This window comes from Streptomyces sp. HUAS TT7 (assembly GCF_051550175.1).
Classification (GTDB): Bacteria; Actinomycetota; Actinomycetes; order Streptomycetales; family Streptomycetaceae; genus Streptomyces.
The window spans coordinates 6032927-6056185 of sequence record NZ_CP196175.1; the positions used below are offsets into that span (position 1 = coordinate 6032927).

Sequence of the window (23259 nt, forward strand, 5' to 3'; positions counted from 1 at the left end):
GCCTGTTGCTCGCTGTCTGGCGGCATGAGGGCCCGTCGCTCCAACTCCCCTCGAAGCGGCGGGGCTTGAGGTCAGCCGTGAGTCCTGGCGAAGTCCACGAAGCCGGACCACGCGTCGGCGGAGACTATGAGGACCGGCCCGTTCGGGACCTTGCTGTCACGTACGGGAACCGCGCCTGTGGCTGTCGCGTACTCGGGTGCCCACTGGACACATTGCCCGCCCTGGCCGTCGCTGTAGGTGCTGCTGACCCAACGCATGTCACACGGGTCTGGCGTCTTGCTCATTCGCGTGTTCCTCCATGATCGAGTGGATAAGGCGCAGTGACCGGGCCTCTGACTCGGCCGAAGCGCGTAGCCGCTCGTACGTGGCCGTCCAGTCACGTACGGCCTGCGTGGAGTCGTTCACGTGCCCCTGCCCTGTCGTTTCCGAGTACAGGACTGTTGCCCCGTCGGGTTGCGTAAGCAGGGTAAACGGGAGACCTGACGCGGCGGCACCCGCCTTGAACGGCAGGACTTGCAGGGAGACATGGGGGCTGGTTGCCATCGTGAGCAGGTGTTGAAGCTGGCCGGCGATGACGGCGGGGCTGCCGACCTCTGTCCGCAGAACCGCTTCGTTGAGGATCACCCACAGAAGAGGAGGAGCCTCCCGCTCAAGGATCTCGGCCCGCCGCAACCGCAGTTGCGCCCTGTGCTTGATCTGCTCATCCGTTTCGCGTGGGTGCGCCGCCCGGAAGACGGCTTCGGCGTACTCCTGAGTCTGTAGCGCGCCCATGACGAACGAAGTGGAGAAGTCCTCCACCTTCGCCGCGCTCTTCTCCAAGTCCACGTATGGGATGAACCACTCGGGGTGTCCATACTGGCTCACGCGGATCAGGAGTCGGGCGAAGTAGCCGGACGTGTTGAAGAACCGGTCGCAGCCGTCTGCGAACTGGGGACTTGCCAGGGCCTGCCCGTTCTTGACCTTGGACACGTACGGCTCTTTGTAGCCGGTGGCTTCGGCCAGGTCCCGCTGTAGAGCGCCCTTGTGTCTCAGTGCCTCTTCCACCTCACGCCCGAACCACTCAAGGCCGTTTGTGGGCTCCGGCCTCGGCTCGCTCATGTGTTCAACTCGCCTGACTTTCCAGCTGTGTTGGAAACCCGTATCCCCTGTTCAGCGTACGCGCCTGCCGCCAGGGTGGAACTGCGAAATCCGGCAGGACCACCCGCACGAAGGGGCACGGCGGCAAGCCATGACCAGTGACACCAGCAGGACCGGAGGCACCAGCTCGTGGGACGACGTACTCAGCGTCGCACTTGCCGGACGGCAAAGGCGGTTGGAACCCGCGGAACCCTTGCCCATGCCCGGCTGCGGCATCTGCTCGGCGGCGAGCCGCGCACGCGCGCACGCGCACATGGCGGGCAACCCCGTGGGCGTGGCTCAGGCCACTGAGGTCATTCGGCGGCACCCTCACGCGTGCGCAGGCGAGGGGGCGGCGTCATGCCGGACCTTGCCGCGGTGAGGGCCATGGACTTCGCCAAGCCGCGGCCCGGCCTCATTGATCCGGGGGCCTGCCCCGCGTGCGCGTTGGTCAAGACGCTCGGGGCCGAGGTCGCGGACACAGGTGATCCGGAGCTGGCCGTGCGATGGGTTGAACTCGCCTCCCTGCATGCCGAGTTGGGGCACCCGTGGGATCGTCGGCTGGCTCGGTAGGGGGGTAGGGGGCTTCCCGTGGTGGGCCTAGACACCCTTCGGGGGCGGGGGCTGGTCGGATGGTTCCGGGCGGGGGGACCGGCCAGGCTTTCCGTATGACGAAGTCAATCGCTCGGGTCGCTGTCGCAACTGCCTTGCTGGTCAGTGCAGTTGGGGCTGCCGCTCCGCTCGCCCAGGCTCGCACCCCGGAACACCGCGGCGACCTCCTGTCCCTCACGCCCGTCTCCGACCTCACCCCCGCCCAAGTCTCCGGCTTCCTCAAGGACGCCGGTGTCGACAGCGCCACTGTCCGGTACGGGGTGCGGGGGTATCGGGTCACCTACCGGACCATCACCCCGCAAGGGCGCCCCACCACCGCCACCGGCCTGTTCGTGCTGCCCGCCGACGGGCGGCGCGGGCGGCTCGATCTCGTCGCGGACACCCACGGCACCATGGTCGACCGCGACTACGCGCCCTCCGTCGGCGAGGACTACGGCCGGCTCTCGCCGTATCTGCACGCCTCCGCCGGGCGGGCCGTCGCCGCGCCCGACTATCTGGGGCTCGGGAAGGGGCCGGGGCGCCACCCCTACATGGACACCGCCTCGTCCGTGTCCGCCTCGCTCGACATGCTGCGGGCCACCCGCACCGCCGCCCGCGAGCTGGGCAGGCCGCTGACCGGAGACGTGTACGGCACCGGGTTCTCGCAGGGCGGGCAGGTCGCCATGGCACTCGGCAAGGCGCTCGGTCAGGGGGCCGACGCCCACTTCCGGCTGAAGGCGCTGGCACCGGTGTCAGGGCCGTACGACCTCGCAGGGCAGGAGGTGCCCGCCCTCTTCGACGGGAGAGTGAACGACACGAGTGGGGTGCTTTACATGTCCTACTGGCTCACTGCCCAGAATCGTCTTCACCCCCTTTATGAGGAGCCCGGGGAAGCCTTCCGCGCGCCTTACGCCCGCATCGTCGACGGGTTGCTCGACGGGAGCCACACCGAGGAGGAGATCCTCGGGGCTCTGCCGGGCAGTGTGAAGGACCTGCTCACGCCCGCCTTCTACGCGCGGCTGGGGGATCCGCGCGGGGCGCTGCTCGCTGCCATGCGGGACAACGACCACACCTGCGACTGGAAGCCCGCCGTGCCCGTGCGGCTGTACACCGCCACCGGGGACACCGACGTGCCCATCGCCAACACGCTCAGCTGTGTCCGGCAGCTGGCCGCACACGGAAAGAAGGCCCCGGTCGTCGACCAGGGAGCGGTCGACCACAACGGGGCCTTCAAGAAGTCGGGGCCGCAGATCGTGCGGCTCTTCGACTCGATTGCCGGTACGGCTTAGTACCAGCTGTTCTGCTGCCAGAAGCTCCAGGCGCCACACGGGCTGCCGTAACGCTCGTTCATGTAGCCCAGGCCCCACTTGATCTGGGTGGCCGGGTTGGTCTGCCAGTCGGCGCCGGCCGAGGCCATCTTGTTGCCGGGCAGGGCCTGGACCAGGCCGTACGCGCCGGAGGAGGCGTTCGTGGCGGACGGGTTCCAGCCGGACTCGTGGTTCACGATCTTGCTGAAGCACTGGAACTGGTCGGACGGCATCATCTTCTGCGCGATCGCCTGGGCGCTCGTCGTTGCGGCCTGAGCCGGGACGGCGGCCATGGCGACACCGGCAGCGGCGAGCAGCGTGGCGCCGGCGGCGGCAATGGACTTCTTACGAGCGGTGAAACGGGCGGCGAAAGACAACGCGATACCTAACTTCGGGGACATTGGCCGTCGCGCTCCGCCGGAGGTTCGAAGACCTCCACGGCGAGGGAACTCGTAATGAATCAGCCCGGCGAGCGGACCGGGCGGTTCCGGCGACTCGAACAGTTGTAACCGGCTCGATGGGTGGCCGCAATGACCCCGTTTACTAGTGGGAGTCGCATGACGGGTGAAACGTCCCCTGGGGTGTAGGGAACGAATAAGCGCAGGTCAGCGCGGGCGCGAGGGGCCCCGTGGATCATGTTCTGGGGCCACTATCCCGCCTCGTAGAGGACCAAGGTCCTGTGGGCGGCCTCACCCCGGCGGGGCCCTTCTCAGGCCTCGAATGTGACCTGGGCCTCGAAGTTGGCGCGCCGCGTCGCACGCCTCAGCGCCTTGAGCAGCGTGGCGCCGAGAGCGAGGGTCAGCACCACCGTGAGCGCCGCCCGGCCCAGGTCCCAGCCGAGCGAGGTGGCCGCGCAGTACGCGAAGAAGCGGATCAGGTTGTCGTGGAGCGCGTCGCCGGGGTGGAAGGAGATGCCCGAGGACATCCCGCCGATGAAGGTCCAGCCCTGGAGATTCATGACCGTGCCGTACGCGAGTGAGGCCAGCGCCCCGTACAGCGCGAGCAGGGCCAGCTCGGCCCGGCCGCGCAGGCGCTGCGGGCCCGGCAGCAGGCCCGCGCCCATCGTGAACCAGCCCATCGCGAGCATCTGGAACGGCATCCAGGGCCCGACCCCGCCGGTCAGCAGGGCCGAGGCGAACATCGTCACCGAGCCGAGTACGAAGCCGAAGCCCGGGCCGAGCACCCGGCCGCTCAGCACCATCAGGAAGAACATCGGCTCCAGACCGGCCGTGCCCGCGCCCAGCGGGCGCAGCGCGGCGCCCACCGCGGCGAGCACGCCGAGCATCGCGACGGCCTTGGCGTCCATGCCGTCGTCGGCGATCGTGGCGATCACCACACCGACCAGGAGGGGGAGCAGGGCGGCGAAGAGCCAGGGGGCGTCCTGGGCGTGCGCGAGGCCGGAGTCCGCGTCGGTGAGCAGCGGCCAGCCGAAGGCCGCGATGCCGATCAGGGTGATGAGGGAGAGGGCGATCACCGCGCGGGGGCCGAGGCGGACGGGTCTTGTGCTCCCCTTCACGACAGGGCCTCGCGTACCTGCGGGACGGTGAGCCAGTGCTGCGGGGCGAGGATCTTGGCCACCTGCGGGGCGAACGCGGGGGACGAGACGACCACCTCCGCGGTCGGGCCGTCCGCCACGACCTCACCGCCCGCGAGGATCACGACACGGTGCGCGAGCTCTGCGGCCAGCTCCACATCGTGGGTCGCGAGCACGATGGCGTGCCCTTCGGCGGCGAGCGCCCGCAGCACCTCGACCAGGCGGGCCTTCGCCGCGTAGTCCAGGCCGCGGGTCGGCTCGTCAAGGAGGAGCAGGGGCGGGCGGCCGGTCAGCACGATCGCAAGGGCGAGGGCCAGGCGCTGGCCCTCGGAGAGGTCCCGGGGGTGCGTGTCGTCCCGTACGCCCGGGAGCAGCGCGGTCACCAGGTCCCGGCAGCTGCCCGGGGCGGCCCCGGCGTCCTCGTCCGCGGCGGTGCACTCCGCGGCGACGGTGTTGGCGTAGAGCAGGTCCCGCGGCTCCTGCGGTACGAGGCCGACCTCGCGGATCAGGTCGCGCGGCGGAGTGCGGTGGGGGGTGTGGCCGCCCACGCCGACGCTGCCCCGGGTCGGCTCGATCATCCCCACGAACGTGTTGAGCAGGGTGGACTTTCCGGCGCCGTTGCGGCCCATGAGGGCGATGGTCTCGCCCGGGGTGACGGTGAGGTCCACGTGCCGCAGGGCCTCCACGCGGCCCCGGCGTACGCCGAGGGCGGTGGCGGTTGCGAGGGTGGGGGTGCGGGGGGTGCCCGGGGGGCGGCGGAAGAGGTTGGCCAGGGTGCGCTTTGCGGCTGCGGGCCGGTGGGGGTGCGCCCGGCCTGCGGCCGGGCTGTCTTTCCCACCCGCACCACCCGTACTACTGAGTGGGTTGGTGCGGGTCTCCCCGTGGGACGTCCCCGCCGTCGGCGGCTGCGGGTCGTGGGCGGGGGGCGCGCCTGTCGTGCTGGTGGCTGGGTTGGTGCGGGTCTCCTGGTGGGACGTCCCCGCCGTCGGCGGCTGCGGGTCGTGGGTGGGGGGCGCGCCTGTCGTGCTGGTGGCTGGGTTGGTGCGGGTCTCCCCGTGGGGAGTGCTCGTCATGGGCGTCCGACTGCCGTCAGTGGGGGCCGCCTGCGGCGGATGGCCGTCGGTGGTGGGGGCCGCCGACGGCTGGCGGCCGTGGTGGGAAGGCGGCCGCGGGGCGTCACCGTGGTGGGAACGTGGCTGCGGGGCGGCCTCGTCGATGTGGGGGGCCTGTGGGGGGCGCGGGGTGTGGGTGGCCAGTTGGTTGCGCAGGGTGCCTGCCCTTCGGCGGGCGTCTCGTACTGACAGGGGGAGAGGGTTCCAACCGGCCAGGTGGCCCAGGGCCACTACCGGAGGGTGGACGGGGGAGATCCGCATGATGTCCGCCGGGGGGCCCATCACCGGAGGCGCGCCGGGGGTGGGGAGGAGGATCACCTGGTCCGCGTACTGGACCACCCTTTCCAGGCGGTGTTCCGCAAGGAGGACCGTCGTGCCCAGGTCGTGGACCAGGCGCTGGAGGACAGAGAGGACGTCCTCCGCCGCGGCGGGGTCGAGGGCCGAGGTCGGCTCGTCCAGGACCAGGACCTTCGGGTGCGGGGTGAGGACCGAGCCGATCGCGACGCGCTGCTGCTGGCCGCCGGACAGGGTGGCGATCGGGCGGTCGCGCAGTTCGGCGAGGCCCAGCAGGTCCAGGGTTTCCTCGACGCGGCGGCGCATCACCGCCGGGGCCAGGCCCAACGACTCCATTCCGTAGGCGAGTTCGTCCTCGACGGTGTCGGTGACGAAGTGCGCGAGGGGGTCCTGGCCCACCGTGCCGACCAGGTCGGCGAGTTCGCGCGGCTTGTGGGTGCGGGTGTCGCGGCCGTCCACGGTGACCCGGCCGCGCAGGGTGCCGCCGGTGAAGTGCGGGACGAGCCCGGAGACCGTACCCAGCAGCGTCGACTTGCCCACCCCGGACGGGCCGACGAGGAGTACCAACTCCCCTTCGGGGATGGTGAGTTCGACACCCCGTACGGTCGGCTCCGCGGCGGAGTCGTACGTGACCGACACGTTCTCGAACCGGATCACTGGGACTCCTTCGGCGGTACGGGTGCGACGAACGCCGGGAGCAGGCCGGCGAGCAGCGACAGTGCGGGCCACAGCGGCAGGCCCGGCGCGGTCAGCGGGACGACTCCGAGGGTGAGGGCCTCCGGAGCGTACGTACCCGCCCAGAGCATCAGTGCCGCGACCGCCGCGCCGGAGCCGGCCACCAGCCAGGACCGCATGCCCCAGCGGTCGGGGCGGTAGCGGGTACGGATCTGGCGGCGGCCGCCGAGGCGGAGCCCGGCGAGCGAGGCGAGCAGGCCGCCGGCCAGGACGGGAAGGCCGTACCCGGCGCCCTCGGAGGCGAGCAGTCCGTACGTTCCCGCGCAGACGCCCAGGAGTCCGCCGAGGGTGAGGACGGTGGTGGTGAGGCGTACGGGGGCGGGGACCTGGGCGGTGCGGCCGTAGCCGCGCGCGTCCATCGAGGCGGCCACGGCGACCGAACGCTCCAGGGCGCCTTCCAGGACCGGCAGGCCGATCTGGGCGATCGCCTTGATGCCGCCGGTGGGGCGGCCGCGCAGCCTTCGCGCGGTACGCAGCCGTACGACGTCGGCGACCATGTTCGGCGCGAAGGTCATCGCGACGACGACCGCGACCCCGGCCTCGTACAGGGCGCCGGGCAGGGACTTGAGGAGGCGGGCGGGGTTGGCGAGGGCGTTCGCCGCGCCCACGCAGATGAGCAGGGTGGCAAGGCGCGCGCCGTCGTACAGGGCGAAGAGCATGCCCTCGGCGGTGACCCGGCCGCCGACGCGGATGCCCTTCGCCCAGTCGGGGAGCGGGAGTTCGGGGAGCGTGAGCAGGGTGTGGCTGCCGGGGATCGGGGAGCCGAGGACCAGGTTGAAGGCGAGGCGGATGCCGACGACGAACAGGCCGATCTTGACGAACGCGGTGTACGAGCGGGCCCAGGGGGCGTCGGTCTTGCGGGCCGCCACGACGTATCCGGCGACACCGACGAGGAGGCCGAGCAGGAGGGGGTTGTTCGTCCTCGACGCGGCTGTGGCCAGGCCCAGCGCCCAGAGCCACCAGGCGCCGGGGTGCACGGCGTTGCTCCGGCTCGCTTCGGGGGCGGCCAGCCTCCGGCTCGGGGTACGGTTTTCGGCTGCGTGCCGGGTGCGGGAGGCGGCCCCGGGCCGGAGGGGGTGGCTTTGGGCCCCGGGCCCGGGGGTGCGGGGTTCGGCCGCGGGCCGGTGGGGGTGCGCCCGACCTCCGGCCGGGCCGTCTTTCCCACCCGCACCACCCGTACTGCTGAGTGGGTCGGTGCGGATCCCCTCGTGGGACTCCCTCACCGTCGGCGTCCGCCCGCCGTCGGCGTCCGTGGGGCCCGCCTGCGGCGGAAGGGGGGTGTCGTCGGGCATGCCGGGTCAGTTCTTGCGGCGGCGGGACTGCCAGATCGCTGCCGCGCCCAGGGCCACGACCGCGGCCACTCCGGCCAGGAGGCCTACCGACGGGCCGCCGTCCTTGTCGGTCTTCGCGGGGGCGGCGGGCTTGGCCGCCGACGGGTCCGACACCTGCTCGCCGCAGCCCGTGCGCGGGTAGCCGGCGATCGCGCACAGCAGGGCCGCGCTGTTGTAGCGGAGCGGCTTGGCCACCGCGGCCAGGGCGTCCGCGGTGGTGGCGTCCGGGGACACCTGGGCGCAGGCGTTGCGCTGGGCGGGCGGGGTCTCGCCCTGGTCGGCGTCCTGGGGCGTACCGAAGTCGATGACCAGCGCGACCCGCTTCGTGCCGTCCTTGGTCGGCGTCGCACCGCACACCGCCTCGAAGGACGGTGTCGTACGCGGCTGGGACGCGTCCTTGGAGTCCGCGCTCACCGCGAAGCGGAAGCCCTGGACCGTGCCGTCGCCGGGGTGCGCGGACGCCGGGCCCTGGGTGGCGTACGTCCAGTTGTCACCGGCCAGGTCCCAGAAGGACCAGTACCGGTACCCGGCCGCCTGCGCCGACCCCGTACCGGCGGCGAGTGCCACGAGCGCGAGGAGCAGCGCTGCGAACGAAGCGAGTCGCGTACGCATCACAGCTGCTGGTTCTTCTTGCGGCCGCTGATCAGGAAGCCGACGCCGATACCGGCGACCAGGCAGACGCCGACGAACCACCAGACGGAGATTCCGTCGTTCTTCTCTTCCTTGTCCTTGGACTCCGCGGCGGGGGCCGACGACGGGGCCGCCTGGGGGGCCGGGCCCGTGGCGTTCAGGGACTGGATCAGGTTCGTGCCGCCGAAGTTCTTCGGGTCCGCGCCGGTGGCGTCGGCGGCGAAGATCAGCTGGGCGTAGGCGGCGGGGCCGTTCTCCTTGGCCCAGGCGGTGGCGTTCTTCGACAGCCAGTCGGCGGAAGCCTTCGCCTGCTGGGCCATGCCGTCGGCGGCCAGGGCGACGACCGCGTCCGCGGTGTTGCCGAAGTCGGGCTGGTCGGTGGCGCCCGGCAGCGCGGACTTCAGGAACCCGGTCGGGGCCAGCGTCTTGGCGAGGTAGGCGGCGCCGTTGTGCGCGGCCTGCTCGGGGGTGGTGGCCTTCTCGCAGGCGGTGCCCTTGCCGTCGGCCTGGCCGGCGGTGGCGGTGAGGCCCTTGCCGAGCGAGCCGGTCACGGCGGCGGCGGTCGCGTCCGCGTTGGCGTACAGCTTCTGTGTCTTGGGGTCCGGCTGGAAGGCGAAGGCGCCCGCGCCGCTGGGGTCCTCGCAGGGCAGCGCGAACGTGAGCAGCGCGTCGAAGGGGGACTTGCCGCCCTTGGCCGACTTCACCTCGGCGGGCTTCTCGCCCGCGGCGGCGAGCGCGCCGATCACGATGCCGGTGGAGTTGGCGTCGCTGCCGCCCATGCCCGGGGTGTACGGCCAGCCGCCGTCGTCCTGCTGCACCGACTTCAGCCAGGTGATGCCCTTCTTGACGGCGTCGGTGTGACCGCCGACCGCGACGAGGGCCTGCACGGCGGCGGAGGTGGCGTTGGTGTCCAGCTTCGTCGCGTCGCACGCCTTGGCGGTGTCCGCGCGGAACGACATGAAGGAGCCGTCGGCGCACTGCTGGCCGGTGAGCCAGGTCACGGCCTGCTCGGCGGGCTTGACGTTCGCCTTCTCCTGGGCGAGGAAGGCGAGGGACTGCCGGAAGACACCGTCGTACTGGGGGTCCTTCGTGCCGTACAGGCCGGGCGGGACCGCCGCGGGGGACGGCGTGCCGTCGGCGAATGCCGCCGGGGCGGCACCGCCAAGGACGGCGGTGGCGGCGGCGAGCGCTGCGGCGCAGCGGCGTACGGTCATGGCGGGCGGTGCCTCTCCTGCGGGGGAGCGCGGGCACGGGCGCGCTGGCACCCGGCTCCGGCTCCGTATGCCTCGACGGTGCCGGTCACCTGCGGTGTGCGGGTGACGTGTGAGCCGGTCATGCGGTGACGGGGCATTCCGGCTTGCCACCCGGGGTGGCTTCACGGATTGGGGTCTCCCCTGCTCGAACGGAGCCGAGAGCTTGGGGAAGGGTCAGCGCCGGAATTGCACCGGCTTCCCCCCGTACGGGCATGACGACGACGCGACCACCCTACCGGGCGGGGGCTGGGGGCCCTGCGGGGCCTTCCCCACCCCGCCCCTTCCCGAGACCCTCCGGGGGTTGGGGATTGGCTGAGGTCCGTTCCCGGGGGCGCCGCCCCCAGCCCCCCGCAGGGTGGGACGTTTTCAGCCGCGGACCGTGGGTGGCTGGTCGCGCAGTTCCCCGCGCCCCTAGCGGTATCGATGCTGGCAGGGTCGAGCACTTCAGCCTGTCATGGGGGTCCCCCCTGGCCCTTAAGGCCTTGGGGGAGTTTGAGGACGAGCGCCGTTCAGGCGCGAACGGGGTCTGGGGCGGAGCCCCAGGGTCTTTATCACCCCCGGAGGGTCTCGGGAAGGGGCGGGGTGGGGAAAGGAGCCCCCTAAACCGCCCGGTACCGCACCACCCCGTCCCCCACCACCCGCTCCGCCCGCCCCAGCTTCTCCAGGCGCCGTACATGCGCCTCCGCCTCCGACACCGCGATCGTGCGCGACCCGTACGGGATCTGGGACCACGGGCGGTTCCACTCCATGCGTTCCGCGAGCTGCCATGGGGTGAGAGGGACCGACAGGAGGGCCAGCAGGCCGTTCAGGCGGTCCTCGTGGTGGGTCAGCAGCTCCCGCACCCGCGCGGCCGGTTCCGTGAAGGCGTGCTGGTGGGCCGGGAGCACCTCGGCGACCCCGAGGCGGCCGATGCGTTCGAGGGAGTCGAGGTAGTCGCCGAGGGGGTCGGCGGCCTCCCCCAAGCTCTCAACTCCGTTCGAGCAGGGGGTACCCCCAGCCTCGTCGGGATCCTCGTACAGGCCGATGTGCGGGGTGATGCCGGGCAGGAGGTGGTCGCCGCTGAACAGGCGGCCGTTTCCCGGGAGTCGGGAGGGGTGGGCCTCCTCCAGGTGGAGGCAGACGTGGCCCGGCGTGTGCCCCGGCGTCCAGATCGCGCGGAGCCGGCGCCCGGCGAGCGGCAGCAGATCGCCGGGCACGATCTCGCGGTCGGGCAGCGCGGCCCGCAGCCCCGGCAGGGTCCGCATCCGGCCCGAGGCGCGGGCCTCGCGCAGCGGGGCGATGTGCTCCTCGGGCGCGCCGACCCCGGCCAGCTTGGCGCACAAGTAGTCCAGCCAGACGCCCGGTTCGGCCTCGCGAGTCCGGCGTACGACCGCGGTGTCGGCGGCGTGCATCGCGATCCACGCCCCGGAGGCCTCCCTGACCCGGCCGGAGAGCCCGTGGTGGTCGGGGTGGTGGTGGGTGATGACCACGCCGTGGATGGCCGGGACATCCGTGCCCAGTGCCTGGAGGCCGGCCGTCAGGGTGTCCCAGGAGGCCGGGTCGTCCCACCCGGTGTCGACAAGCACCGGGCCCCGGTCGGTGTCGACGAGGTGGACCAGGGTGTGGCCCAGCGGATTGTCCGGGATCGGCACCTTGATGGAGTGGACGCCGCCACCGTGGTCGGTCACCTGAGGCGCGGCTGGCTCCTGCGGCATGGAGTCCTCGTCTCTCCGGGAGTCCCGCTGGGCGCGCGGAATCCCTCTGGGTGCACGCCCGGCGGCACGCTTCCCCCTCACTATAACTAGAACCAGTTTCATTCGTTGGCCGAGTCAACCAAGTTCACGGAGATCCAACTCCCCGCACCCGGACCCCTCCCGGCCCTGCTCGGCCCGTGGACTCCTGCAACTAGAACTGGTATCAGTTCTGAAGCGAAGTCGGACAGACGTAGCAAAGAAGTCAGCAGACATATCGAAGTCAGGCGCACGTCAGGGAAGCCCGCCCGCAGGAGGCACCAGGCATGACCGAGCTCGTGGAACACGGACAGCTTTTCATCGGCGGGGAGTTGACCGACCCCCTCGGCTCCGACGTCATCGAGGTGATCTCGCCCCATACCGAGCAGGTCATCGGCCGCGTCCCGCACGCCTCCCGGGCGGATGTGGACCGGGCCGTGGCCGCCGCCCGCAAGGCCTTCGACGAGGGGCCCTGGGCGCGGGCCACGCCCGAGGAGCGCATCGAGGTCGTGACGCGCATCAAGGACGCGATCCTGGTCCGGCACGAGGAGATCGCCAAATCGATCAGCTCGCAGAACGGCTCCCCGTACTCCTGGAGCGTGCTCGCGCAGGCACTCGGCGCGATGATGGTGTGGGACTCCGCCCTCACCGTCGCCCGCCAATTCCCTTACGAGGAACGGCGGTCCGGGGCACTCGGCCCGCTGCTCGTACGGCGCGAGCCGGTCGGCGTCGTGGCGGCCGTGGTGCCGTGGAACGTCCCGCAGTTCGTGGCCGCCGCCAAGCTCGGGCCCGCGCTGCTCACCGGCTGCTCGGTGATCCTCAAGCCGTCCCCCGAGTCGCCCCTGGACTCGTACATCCTCGGCGAGATGGCCGCCGAGGCCGGGCTGCCGGAGGGCGTGCTCTCCATCCTGCCCGCCGACCGCGAGGTCAGCGAGTACCTGGTCGGGCACCCCGGCATCGACAAGGTGTCCTTCACCGGGTCCGTCGCGGCCGGCAAGCGCGTGATGGAGGTCGCCGCGCGCAACCTCACCCGCGTCACCCTGGAGCTCGGCGGCAAGTCGGCCGCGGTGATCCTGCCCGACGCGGACCTGGCGGCGACCGTGGCGGGCGTCGTCCCGGCCGCCTGGATGAACAACGGCCAGGCATGTGTGGCCCAGACCCGCATCCTGGCGCCGCAGAGCCGGTACGACGAGATCGCCGAGGCGTTCGCGGCCGCCGCCGGGGCGCTCGTCGTCGGGGATCCCCTGGACCCGGCCACCCAGGTCGGGCCGCTGGTCGCCAAGCGGCAGCAGCAGCGCTCGCTCGACTACATCCGGATCGGGCAGGAGGAAGGCGCCAAGATCCTCACCGGCGGCGGCCGGCCGGCCGGGCTCGACCGGGGCTGGTACGTCGAGCCGACCCTCTTCGGCGGGGTCGACAACACGATGCGCATCGCCCGCGAGGAGATCTTCGGCCCGGTCATCTGCCTGCTGCCGTACCGGGACGAGGCCGAAGCGCTCAGGATCGCCAACGACTCCGAGTACGGGCTCAGCGGCAGCGTGTGGACCGGCGATGTCGAGCACGGCATCGATTTCGGTCGCAAGGTCCGTACCGGGACCTTCAACGTCAACACCTTCAGCCTCGACATGCTCGGGCCGTTCGGGGGCTACAAGTCCTCCGGTCTGGGGCGGGAGTTCGGGCCCGAGGGCTTCGGTGAGTACCTGGAGCACAAGATGATCCACCTGCCCGCCGGGTACGGAGGCGAGTGATGGGCGACCGCTGGCACGTCGAGGTCGACCGGAGCGTGTGCATCGGCTCCGGCATGTGCGTCAACCACGCCCCGGCCGGCTTCGAACTCGACACCGCACGCCAGTCCCACCCCCGCACCCCCGACACCGATGCCAACGAACAGATCCTGGCCGCCGCCGAGGGCTGCCCGGTCGAAGCCATCCTGATCACCCTGCACGACTCCCGCGAACCGGTGTTCCCGCCCGAGGAATAGCCCCGAGACGCCCGAGGAACAGCGCCGTAACAGCCCCCTTTGCCCCCTGCCGTTCGACGCCCTGCGAACACAGGTTGATCCATGCGTAGCGCACGGTGACCTCATGACAGGCGTGACTGTCCCGGCCCGTCGGTGGCGTGGAAAAGTCGTCCACGCCGTCGAGGGGGGAGCGCCAACTCGATGTCATGACGTCGAGGGGGAGGCACCATGGACAAGCGGTACGAGGTCTTCTGTCTGGCGGACAGGCATTTCTACGAGACCCCGGACCGCTTGTCCTCCGCGCGTGACGACAGTCGTGGTGAGGGGCGGGTGCCGCTCTTCGAGGCCGCGCAGCGCACCGTCCCCGAAGGCTGGACGGCCCAACTGGCCGGAGACTGGCTGCACTTCAGCCCCGACGGCATACCGGGGCGCAGAGTGCGGCCGCAGCAGGGCTGGAAGATCCACGTCTCGGCCTGTCTGGACAACGCCGAGAAGACGGCGTCGTATGTGTGGGACTACTGCGTCGCACGCGCCATACCGTTCAAGTTCGTGCCCGGGCGCCGGCCCCTGCACCTGCGCAACTCCAAGTACGCGGGCCGCGGTTCCAGCGGGAAGTTCGCCACGATCTACCCGGCCGACGAGGCCGAATTCCGGGTGATTCTGGAGGAGTTGGGCGCGCTCCTCGCGGGGGAGCCGGGGCCGTACATCCTCAGCGATCTGCGCTGGGGCGAGGGTCCGCTCTACGTCCGCTACGGCGGCTTCACCAAGCGGCACTGCGTCGATGCCAACGGCACCCTGGTGACCGCGATCGAGAACGGCGACGGGGTGCTCGTGCCCGACCGCCGCGACCCCGTCTTCCATCTGCCCGACTGGGTCGCCCTGCCCGCGTTCCTCGCCCCGCACCTCGCCGCCCGCAACGCGACCACCACCGGCGACCTGCCCTACCGCATCGAGCGCGCCCTGCACTTCTCCAACGGCGGCGGCGTCTACGCCGGGACCGACACCCGCACCGGCGAGAAGGTCGTCCTCAAGGAGGCCAGGCCCCACGCCGGGCTCGCCGCGGACGGCGCCGACGCGGTGACCCGCCTGGAACGCGAGAAGGCCGCCCTGGAACAGGTCGACGGGCTCGGCGTCGCACCCGCCGTACGCGACTGGTTCACCCTCGGCGAGCACCGCTTCCTCGTCATGGACTTCCTCGAAGGGCGCACCCTCAACTCCTTCTTCGCGCACCGCCACCCGCTCATCGGCGCCGAGCCGGACCCGGACGCGGTCGCCGAGTACACCGAGTGGGCGCTGCGCATCCTCGGGGCCGTCGAGGACGCGGTGGCCGCTGTGCACGAGCGGGGCATCGTCTTCAACGACCTGCACATGTTCAACATCATGGTCGACCCCGGCGAACAGGGCGTACGGCTCCTCGACTTCGAGGCCGCGCTGCCCGTCGACGACCACCGCGGCCAGTCCATGGCGCACCCCGGCTTCATCGCGCCCCTCGACCGCAAGGGCTTCGAGGTGGACCGCTATGCGCTTGCCTGTCTGCGGCTCGCGCTGTTCGTGCCGATGACGAGCCTCCTGGTGATCGACCGGTCCAAGGCCGCCCACCTCGCCGAGATCGCCGCCTCCCAGTTCCCCGGCCTGCCCGCGGGCTACCTCGACGAGGCGGTCCGGGTGATCGAGGGGGAGAGCGCGCCGATGGGCGGGTGCGTGCCCGTCGAGCCGGGAGACTGGCCCGCGAGCCGCGACTCCATGGCGGCGGCCATCCTCGCCTCCGCGACCCCCGGACGCGACGACCGGCTCTTCCCCGGCGACGTCGCCCAGTTCGCCGACGGCGGCGGCCTCGGCCTCGCGCACGGTGCCGCCGGAGTCCTCTACGCGCTCGCCGAGACCGGTGCCGCCCGGTACCCCGAGGGCGAGGAGTGGCTGCTCGCGCACACCGCGCCGCCGCCGTCCGGCACCCCGCTCGGCCTGTACGACGGGCTCGCCGGAGTCGCCCTCGTCCTCGACCGGCTCGGCCACACCGCACGGGCCCGCGAGCTCATCGAGTCCGTCCTGGCCGAGAACTGGCAGCGGCTCGCCCCCGAACTGCACGGGGGGCTTGCCGGACTGGGCCTCGTACTCGATCGACTCGGCTTCAAGGAACAGGCGTTGGAGGCCTCCCGGCTGCTCGCCGCCCGCACCGACGGCGGCCGCCGGGCCGGGCTCCTTCACGGTGCCACCGGCCCCGCCCTGTTCCTGCTCCGCCTGTACGAGTCCACCGGCGACCCCGCGCTGCTCGACCGGGCCGCCGAGGAACTGCGCCGCGACCTCGACCGCTGTGTGACGAACCCGGCCGGCACCCTCGTCGTCAACGACACCACGCGCACCCTGCCCTACCTCGGCGGAGGCAGCGTCGGTATCGCCGCCGTGCTCGACGACTTCCTCGCGCACCGCCCCGACGAGGCGTTCCGCGAGGCGCGGGACAAGATCCTGCCCGCCGCGCGCTCCCGGTACTACGGCCAGTCCGGCCTGTTCAACGGGCGCGCCGGGATGGTGCTCCACCTGGCGAGGACCGGGGCGCCGCAGGCCTGGCTCGCCGGGCAGATCGACGGTCTCGCCTGGTACGCGCTGCCCTACCAAGGCCGACTCGCCTTCCCCGGCGACCAGATGATGCGGCTCTCCATGGACCTCGCGACCGGCACGGCGGGCTGCCTCCTGGCGCTCGGCGCGGCCCTCGCCGACCGGCCCGTCGGACTGCCCTTCCTGGCGCCCACCTCCGCCGCCCCACCGGGCGGCCCCACAGACGGCCCCACCCGGGGCTGAAGCAAACCCCGTCCCCACGGACGGCATCGCACATCGCCGACAAAGGAGAAAGCAATGTCCCTTCTGGACCTGCAGAACCTCGACGTTGAACTCGACATCGACGAGGGCGACGGCGGCGGCCACGGCGGTCACGGCGGCGGCAGCTCGCTCAGCCTGCTCCTCTGTGACAGCGTCGCCAGCCTGACGCTCTGCCTGTAATCACCGCGTAGTTCCGGTGACACAGTGAACGACGCGGCCCCGCCCGGCACCGCTCGCCGGCCGGGGCCGCCGCACGCGGGAGGCCGCCTTGCTGTTGCGTGAGACCGTCCGGCAGAGCGCCGGCCCCGGCACCCTGATCCTGCTGCTCAGCTGCGCGTCGGCCGGCGCCGGGCTCGCCCTGCCCGCGGCCCTCGGCCGCGCCCTCGACCTGGTCCTGGCCGGACGGGGGACCGAGGCCGGACCCTGGATCACCCTGTGTGTCGTCCTCACCGTGCTCGCGGTCCTGATCGGCGCGTACGAATCCGCCGTCACCGCGACCGCCACCGCCCGCAGCGCCGCCTGGATCCGGCGCCGGGTGCTGGGTCACGTACTGGACGCGGGTACTCAACAGGCTTGTTCCGAGGGTGAGTTGGTGGCTCGTCTCACGGGTAACGCGGTTCAGGCCGCGACCGTACCGGTGTCGATCGCGGGGACCCTCGCGGCCGTCGTCACCCCGGTCGGCGGCCTGATCGCACTCGCCCTCACCGACTGGTGGACCGCCCTGGTGGTGCTCGCCGGAATGCCGCTGTTCGCCCTGCTCCTGAAGGTGTTCGTGCGCGGCTCCGGCGCCAGCAGCGCCGGGTATCTGCACACCCAGGGCGAGATCGCGGGCCGCCTCCTCGAAGCGGTGCGCGGCGCCCGCACGATCGCCGCCGCCGGACACCCCGAGCGCGACGCCGAGCGCATCCTGGCCCCGCTGCCCGAACTCTCCCGCCAGGGCCACCGCATGTGGGAGGTCCTCGGCCGCTCCACCGCCCAGGCCGCGATCCTCCTGCCGCTGCTCCAGCTCGCCGTCCTCGCGGTCGCCGGACTGCGCGTCGCGCACGGCGACCTGAGCGTCGGCGGCCTCCTCGCGGCCTGGCGGTACGCGGCCCTCGCCACCGGCACCGGCGCCCTGGTCGGCATGGTCAACACCCTGACCCGGGGCCGCACCGCGACCGCCCGCCTCCAGGACGTGCTGACCGCTCCGACCGTGACGTACGGAAGTAGTGAACTGCCGTCAGGGAGCGGCGAGTTGACCCTTCACGGTGTTGTGCACGGGCCCCTGCGCGGGGTCGATCTGACGGTGCCGGGCGGGGCCGTGGTCGCCGTCGTCGGGCGCTCCGGCAGCGGCAAGTCGGCGCTCGCGGCCGTCGCGGGCCGCCTCGCCGACCCCGAGTCGGGGACGGTCGCCCTCGATGGTGTGCCGCTGCCCTCCCTCGCGCGGGCCGAGCTGCGCAGGGCGGTCGGCTACGCCTTCGCCCGGCCGGTGCTGCTCGGCGGCACGGTGGGCGGCACCATCGCGTACGGGGCCGAAGAACCGGGCGAGGCCGGGGTGCGCGCCGCGGCTCGCGCCGCCTGCGCCGACGACTTCATCCGTACGATGCCCGACGGCTACGCCACGCCCTGCGCGAGCGCCCCGCTGTCCGGCGGCGAAGCCCAACGCCTGGGCCTGGCAAGGGCATTCGCGCACCCCGGGCGACTGCTGATCCTGGACGACGCCACCTCCAGCCTCGACTCCGCGACCGAGCTCAAGGTCTCCCAGGCCCTGCTGAACGGCACCGGCACCCACCTCATCATCGCCCTGCGGGCCTCGACGGCGGCCCGCGCGGACCTCGTCGTATGGCTGGAGGAAGGCCGGGTGCGCGCGGTCGCACCCCACCACCAGCTGTATCGACTCGCCGACTACCGCGCGGTGTTCGGGGAGGTCGACGCGTCGTGCTGATCGCTCTGCTGAGGCGGCGCAAGCGGGTGCTGCTGCGGCTCGCCGGATGGTCGCTGCTCGAATCCGCCCAGACCTTCCTCCTCGGCTTCGCCCTCGCCCGCGCGCTCGACGACGGCTTCCTCGCGGGCCGTGCCGCCACCGGGCTCGGCTGGCTCGCGGCGGCCGCAGTCGCCGTGTTCGCCGGGGCCTGGGGGACGCGCCGGGTGTACGGGGCGGTCGCCGCGTTCGTCGAGCCCGTACGGGACGAACTCGTGCGGGCGGTCGTGACGCGCGGGCTGCGCGAGGCGGACGACGCCGCCCTGTCCCGTCTCACCCAGCAGGTGGAGCTGGCCAGGGACGCCCTCGCCGGTCTTGTGCTCGTCGCCCGCACCTTCGTCTTCACCGCGGCCGGAGCCCTCTTCGGCCTCTTCGCCCTCGCGCCCGTCCTGCTCCCGGTGGTCGGCGGCCCGCTGCTCGTGGGGCTCGCGCTCTTCGCCGCGACGCTCGGCCCGCTCGCCCGCCGCCAGGAGGATTTCCTGGCCGCCGACGAACGCCTGGCGGCCGAACTCGGCCTGATCGCAGGCGGGTTGCGGGACATCGAGGCGTCGGGTGCCCACGAGCGCGCGGCCGCGAGCGCCGGGGAGCGCGTCGACGACGAGTACCGCGCGGCGCGCTCGCTCGCGTACTGGGGCGTGGCCCGCACCTTCGCGGTGGGCATCGGCGGGCGGCTGCCGCTGGTGCTGCTGCTCGTCACCGCGCCCTGGCTGCTGCGGCACGGGGTCACCGCGGGCGGCCTGGCGGGCGCGCTCGCCTACCTCACCCAGTCACTGCTGCCCGCCCTCCAGGCCCTGGTGCAGGGCCTCGGCACCTCCGGCGCCCGCCTCACCGTCGTTCTGCGCCGGCTGACCGCGGGGGAGGCGGAGCCGGTGGCTCGGGTGCGGTACGAGAGCGAGGCATGGCCGGTGCGGCTGCGCGGGATCGTCTTCGCGTACGGGCCCGGCGCGGCCCCCGTCGTCGACCGGCTCGACCTGGCCGTACCGGCCGGTGAACGGCTCGCCGTGGCCGGGCCGAGCGGCATCGGCAAATCCACCCTGCTCGGGCTGATCGCCGGAGTGCTCCGGCCGGACGCGGGACAGGTGGCGACGGGCTGCGAGCGGGTGCTCGTGCCACAGGAGGCGTACGTCTTCACCGCCACCCTCCGCGAGAATCTGGGCTATTTCTCCCCACAACTCCCGTGTGATGACGCGCTGTTGGAGTCGGCCGAGGCGGTCGGGGCGGGGGCGCTCCTGGACCGGCTCGGCGGGCTCGACGCCGTACTCGACCCCGCCGGGCTCTCCGCCGCCGAGCGCCAGCTCATCGCACTGGCGCGGGCGCACGTCGCGCCCGCGCCCCTGGTGCTGCTCGACGAGGCGACCTGCCATCTGGACCCGGCCGCCGAGGCACGCGCGGAGCGGGCCTTCGCCGGGCGCACCCTCGTGGTCGTGGCCCACCGCACCGGATCGGCCCGGCGCGCGGACCGCGTACTCCTGATGGACGGGGCCCGTGCCGAACTCGGCACCCACGAGGAACTCCTGGCCCGCTCCGCGTTCTACCGCGACCTCACCGGGGCCGGCCCCTCACACCCACCCCTCCCCCTGGGAAATCCGTATCGCGTCGACCCGGTTGCGGGCGCCGGTCTTGCGGGTGATGGCGGCCATGTAGTTGCGCACGGTGCCGTTGGAAAGATGGAGCCGGTGCGCGATGTCGGAGACCGAGGCTCCTTCCGCGGCGAGTGAGAGGACGCTCAACTCCCGCCTGGTGAGCGGCATTTCCGATGCCCGGAGGAAACTGAAGCCGAGCGAGTCGTCGACGAACCGTTTCCCCTCGGCCACCTGTCTGATGGCGAAGATCAGCTGCTCGGGTGTGCCCCCCTTGTCCACATAGCCGCGTGCGTTGGCATCGGCGGCCCGTTTCAACGGCCCCGGGCGGTGAGCGTCGGCCAGCACCAGGAGTCGGCATTTTCCGGTGCCGGGACGGCAGCCGGCGAGTTCGCCGAGCGGTGCGATTCCATAGGACTCCGAACAGTCCAGGTCGGCCGCGCAGACGTCCGGGCTCAATAATCGCGCCAGCGCCGGGGCGCCGCGCCAAGCGGAATGATGAACCTCCAGGTCGGGTTCGCGTGCGAGGCGGTCGGCCAGGGCCGACCGCAAGAGGCGCGCGTCGTGCACGAGAAGTACCCGGATCACGTTTCCCAGCTCCTTCCAGGCTTATCGCTACCGGCGCCTTCGTTGGGCACGCAACGATTCTGGGCGGCGGTTACCCCTGTCATGGTCCAGGCGAACAGATCGGTGGGGGGCACTGGGGGCGCGCACCCGCGCACACGGGGCGCGCCGCGCGCTGGTGGGGCGCATACGTTGAGGGGTGCGCCAGCCCCCAAATCCCCCTGCTGGCCAGGGAGTTGAGCCTACCCGGGCTCGCGCGGCGGGGGAGCGCGTGTCCTCTGCGAGGCGGGCGGTTGTTCATCTGTGGCCCGGTGGGGGCTGGTCGCTCCCCCAAGTTCTCGGTTTCTCCCCCAAGGCCTAAAGGGTCAGGGGGGACCCCCATCGCGGCGGAGCCGCACAATGTCACAGCCCCGCGCCCCTTGCAGGGTTGGTCCTCGGCGGGGCTGTCACGCGGGCTGGGTGGGCCGTGGTGTTCTGGTGCGGCTCAGCGCCCTTTGGGGGCGCGGGGAACTGCGCGAGCAACCACGCACGGTCCGCAGTGCAAGGCTCCAGCGGGGTGCTACCCCTCAGATGGTGCCGTCAGGTCGATCAGTTTGCAGACCGTCTCGATGTCGATCTTCACCTGGGCGATCGACGCCCGGCCCGAGAGCCAGGTGATCAGGGCCGAGTGCCAGGTGTGCTCGATGACGCGGACCGCCGAGAGCTGCTCCGGGGTCGGACGGTCGAGGCCCATCGCGTCCAGGATGATCGCCGTGGTCTGGCGCGAGACCGTGTCGACCTCGGGGCTCACCGAGCGGTCCGCGAAGGTGAGGGCCCGTACCATCGCGTCCGCCAGGTGCGGCTCGCGCTGGAGCGCGCGGAAGGCCCGCATGAGGGTTTCGGCCACCCGCTCCGCGGAGCCCTCACCGGACGGCGGGTGTTTGCGCAGGGTGCCGTGCAGGTGCTGGAGCTGGTCCTGCATCGTGGCGACCAGGAGATGGATCTTGGACGGGAAGTAGCGGTACAGGGTGCCGAGCGCGACCCCCGCGGCCTCGGCCACCTCGCGCATCTGGACCGCGTCGAAGCCGCCCCGGCTGGCCAGCTGGGCGCTCGCGTGCAGGATGCGACGGCGCCGGGCCTCCTGGCGTTCCGTCAGGGGAGGGGTGGCCGCGGTGGCCGCCTTGACTTCCGCTGTCATGTGTCCCGTTCCGTTTGTCCGGTTCTCTGCCACGGTGTTCGGCGGCCCAGCATGGCAGGGGCCCCGCCGTGGCGCGAATCACCTGATCCGGCTCTTACAGTCGCGCTACCTGCCGGTAGATTCGAAGCTCCTTGAGTGATCAAAGAACGCTCAAGAAGGATCAAGTCTGGAACTTGTTCTAGATTAGCGCGAGCGGTTACGCTCCGGCGAAACGCAGTGATGAAGGGGGCCGCGAGTGACCGCTGAGGCCATAGAGGCAAGCCCCCGCACCGGGGACGCCGGCCGTGAGGGCGAGCGCCCGCTGCGGATCGCGCTCCTCACCTACAAGGGGAACCCGTTCTGCGGCGGCCAGGGCGTCTATGTACGCCACCTCTCGCGCGAGCTCGCCAGGCTCGGGCACAGCGTCGAGGTCATCGGCGCCCAGCCCTACCCCGTGCTCGACGAGGGCGTCCCGCTCACCGAGCTCGCCAGCCTCGACCTCTACCGCTCGCCCGATCCGTTCCGTACGCCCGCCAAGGACGAGTACCGGGACTGGATCGACCGCCTGGAGGTCGCCACCATGCGCACCGGCGGCTTCCCCGAGCCGCTGACCTTCTCGCTGCGCGCCCGGCGCCATCTGGCCGCCCGGCGCGGCGAGTTCGACGTCGTCCACGACAACCAGACCCTCGGGTACGGACTGCTCGGCGACGTCGGCGCGCCCCTGGTCACCACCATCCACCACCCGATCACGGTCGACCGGCAGCTCGAACTGGACGCGGCCCCCGACTGGAAGCGCCGCGCCTCCGTGCGCCGCTGGTACGGCTTCACGCGCATGCAGAAGCGGGTCGCCCGCCGGCTGCCCTCCGTGCTCACCGTCTCCGGCACCTCCAAGGGCGAGATCGTCGACCACCTCGGGGTGTCCGAGGACCGCATCCGGGTCGTGCACATCGGCGCCGACACCGGCCTCTGGTCGCCGGACCCGGCGATCGCCGAGGTGCCCGGCCGCATCGTGACCACCTCCAGCGCGGACGTGCCGCTCAAGGGCCTGGTCTTCCTCGTCGAGGCCCTCGCCAAGCTGCGCACCGAGCACCCCGAGGCCCACCTCGTCGTCGTCGGCAAGCGCGCCGAGGACGGCCCGGTCGCCCAGGCCATCGAGAAGTACGGGCTCGGCGACGCCGTCGAGTTCGTCAAGGGCATCACCGACGCCGAGCTCGTCGACCTCGTACGGTCCGCGCAGATCAGCTGCGTCCCCTCGCTGTACGAGGGCTTCTCGCTGCCCGCCGCCGAGGCCATGGCCACCGGCACCCCGCTGCTCGCCACGACCGGCGGCGCCATCCCGGAGGTCGCCGGCACCGACGGCGAGACCTGCCTCGCGGTGCCGCCCGGCGACGCGGGAGCGCTGGCCGCCGGCCTCGCCCGGCTCCTCGGCGATGCGGCGCTGCGCCGCCGGCTCGGCGCGGCAGGCCGCGAACGGGTCCTGGAAAGGTTCACCTGGGCCCGCGCCGCCCAGGGCACCGCCGAGCTCTACCGCGAGGCGATCGAGGCCCAGGGCCGCGTCCCGGCCCGGAAGCCCGCCAGGTGACCGGGCGCCCCGCGCCCACGACTACCGGCCG

Annotated in this window: 18 protein-coding genes and 1 pseudogene; 8 read left to right on the forward strand and 11 right to left on the reverse strand. The window is 72.3% G+C overall.

The genetic code is table 11. The features are described from left to right. Window positions 1-71: 71 nt before the first annotated feature. Window positions 72-284, reverse strand: a complete 213-nt coding sequence (locus ACSHXC_RS27165) for a DUF397 domain-containing protein (RefSeq protein WP_438294096.1) — start codon at window positions 282-284, stop codon at window positions 72-74. Further along, window positions 259-1098, reverse strand: coding sequence for a helix-turn-helix domain-containing protein (locus ACSHXC_RS27170; protein ID WP_438294097.1), 840 nt, complete (start codon window positions 1096-1098; stop codon window positions 259-261). Before ACSHXC_RS27170 ends, ACSHXC_RS27165 begins: the two co-directional genes overlap by 26 nt. 686 nt (window positions 1099-1784) lie before the next feature. Between ACSHXC_RS27170 and ACSHXC_RS27175 the strand changes: the two genes are divergently transcribed. Continuing rightward, on the forward strand, window positions 1785-2996 hold the full coding sequence (locus ACSHXC_RS27175) for an alpha/beta hydrolase (protein ID WP_438294098.1): 1212 nt from the start codon (window positions 1785-1787) through the stop codon (window positions 2994-2996). Here the strand turns inward: ACSHXC_RS27175 and ACSHXC_RS27180 are convergent. The 7 genes from ACSHXC_RS27180 to ACSHXC_RS27210 all read right to left on the reverse strand — a co-directional run bounded on the left by ACSHXC_RS27180 (window position 2993) and on the right by ACSHXC_RS27210 (window position 11597). Then, window positions 2993-3415, reverse strand: a complete 423-nt coding sequence (locus tag ACSHXC_RS27180) for a transglycosylase SLT domain-containing protein (RefSeq protein ID WP_438294099.1) — start codon at window positions 3413-3415, stop codon at window positions 2993-2995. The two genes, ACSHXC_RS27175 and ACSHXC_RS27180, sit on opposite strands and share 4 nt — an antisense overlap. A 308-nt stretch (window positions 3416-3723) precedes the next feature. Further along, window positions 3724-4530 carry an ECF transporter S component gene (locus ACSHXC_RS27185; protein WP_438294100.1) on the reverse strand — a complete coding sequence of 269 codons (807 nt, stop codon included), beginning with the start codon at window positions 4528-4530 and terminating at the stop codon, window positions 3724-3726. Beyond that, window positions 4527-6611, reverse strand: a complete 2085-nt coding sequence (locus tag ACSHXC_RS27190) for an ATP-binding cassette domain-containing protein (protein ID WP_438294101.1) — start codon at window positions 6609-6611, stop codon at window positions 4527-4529. Before ACSHXC_RS27190 ends, ACSHXC_RS27185 begins: the two co-directional genes overlap by 4 nt. Further along, a complete protein-coding gene (locus ACSHXC_RS27195; RefSeq protein ID WP_438296858.1) occupies window positions 6608-7699 on the reverse strand; it encodes an energy-coupling factor transporter transmembrane component T in 1092 nt (363 codons plus the stop codon). The genes ACSHXC_RS27190 and ACSHXC_RS27195 overlap by 4 nt, the downstream gene beginning before the upstream one ends. A 288-nt stretch (window positions 7700-7987) precedes the next feature. Then, window positions 7988-8632 (reverse strand): SCO2322 family protein, encoded by a 645-nt coding sequence (locus ACSHXC_RS27200; protein WP_438294102.1) that lies wholly within the window; start codon window positions 8630-8632, stop codon window positions 7988-7990. Beyond that, entirely contained in the window at window positions 8632-9864 is a 1233-nt protein-coding gene (locus ACSHXC_RS27205) for a prenyltransferase/squalene oxidase repeat-containing protein (RefSeq protein WP_438294103.1), read from the reverse strand. The genes ACSHXC_RS27200 and ACSHXC_RS27205 overlap by 1 nt, the downstream gene beginning before the upstream one ends. Window positions 9865-10502: 638 nt before the next feature. Continuing rightward, entirely contained in the window at window positions 10503-11597 is a 1095-nt protein-coding gene (locus tag ACSHXC_RS27210) for an MBL fold metallo-hydrolase (RefSeq protein WP_438294104.1), read from the reverse strand. A gap of 302 nt (window positions 11598-11899) precedes the next feature. On the opposite strand from ACSHXC_RS27210, the gene ACSHXC_RS27215 reads away from it, so the two are divergent. The 6 genes and pseudogenes from ACSHXC_RS27215 to ACSHXC_RS27240 form a co-directional block, all read left to right on the forward strand. After that, window positions 11900-13360 (forward strand): aldehyde dehydrogenase, encoded by a 1461-nt coding sequence (locus ACSHXC_RS27215; protein ID WP_438294105.1) that lies wholly within the window; start codon window positions 11900-11902, stop codon window positions 13358-13360. Beyond that, on the forward strand, window positions 13360-13593 hold the full coding sequence (locus ACSHXC_RS27220) for a ferredoxin (protein ID WP_438294106.1): 234 nt from the start codon (window positions 13360-13362) through the stop codon (window positions 13591-13593). The genes ACSHXC_RS27215 and ACSHXC_RS27220 overlap by 1 nt, the downstream gene beginning before the upstream one ends. Window positions 13594-13800: 207 nt before the next feature. Continuing rightward, complete coding sequence (gene lanKC, locus ACSHXC_RS27225; RefSeq protein ID WP_438294107.1) at window positions 13801-16368, forward strand: class III lanthionine synthetase LanKC; 2568 nt, start codon at window positions 13801-13803, stop codon at window positions 16366-16368. Between the two features lie 54 nt (window positions 16369-16422). After that, complete coding sequence (locus tag ACSHXC_RS27230; protein ID WP_189960903.1) at window positions 16423-16566, forward strand: SapB/AmfS family lanthipeptide; 144 nt, start codon at window positions 16423-16425, stop codon at window positions 16564-16566. An 88-nt stretch (window positions 16567-16654) separates the two neighbouring features. Beyond that, window positions 16655-18310, forward strand: a complete 1656-nt coding sequence (locus ACSHXC_RS27235) for an ATP-binding cassette domain-containing protein (protein WP_438294108.1) — start codon at window positions 16655-16657, stop codon at window positions 18308-18310. After that, window positions 18208-19692: pseudogene (locus ACSHXC_RS27240) on the forward strand (ATP-binding cassette domain-containing protein); the annotation flags it as partial. The gene ACSHXC_RS27235 and the pseudogene ACSHXC_RS27240, both read left to right, overlap by 103 nt. A 213-nt stretch (window positions 19693-19905) precedes the next feature. On the opposite strand, the gene ACSHXC_RS27245 reads toward ACSHXC_RS27240, so the two are convergent. Both ACSHXC_RS27245 and ACSHXC_RS27250 read right to left on the reverse strand, forming a co-directional pair. Beyond that, entirely contained in the window at window positions 19906-20514 is a 609-nt protein-coding gene (locus tag ACSHXC_RS27245; RefSeq protein WP_438294109.1) for a response regulator transcription factor, read from the reverse strand. Window positions 20515-21049: 535 nt separating this feature from the next. After that, window positions 21050-21667 (reverse strand): TetR family transcriptional regulator, encoded by a 618-nt coding sequence (locus ACSHXC_RS27250; protein ID WP_438294110.1) that lies wholly within the window; start codon window positions 21665-21667, stop codon window positions 21050-21052. A gap of 235 nt (window positions 21668-21902) precedes the next feature. Between ACSHXC_RS27250 and ACSHXC_RS27255 the strand changes: the two genes are divergently transcribed. Further along, window positions 21903-23228: a glycosyltransferase family 4 protein gene (locus ACSHXC_RS27255; protein ID WP_438294111.1), complete on the forward strand. Its 1326-nt coding sequence runs from the start codon at window positions 21903-21905 to the stop codon at window positions 23226-23228. The last annotated feature ends 31 nt before the right edge of the window (window positions 23229-23259 follow it).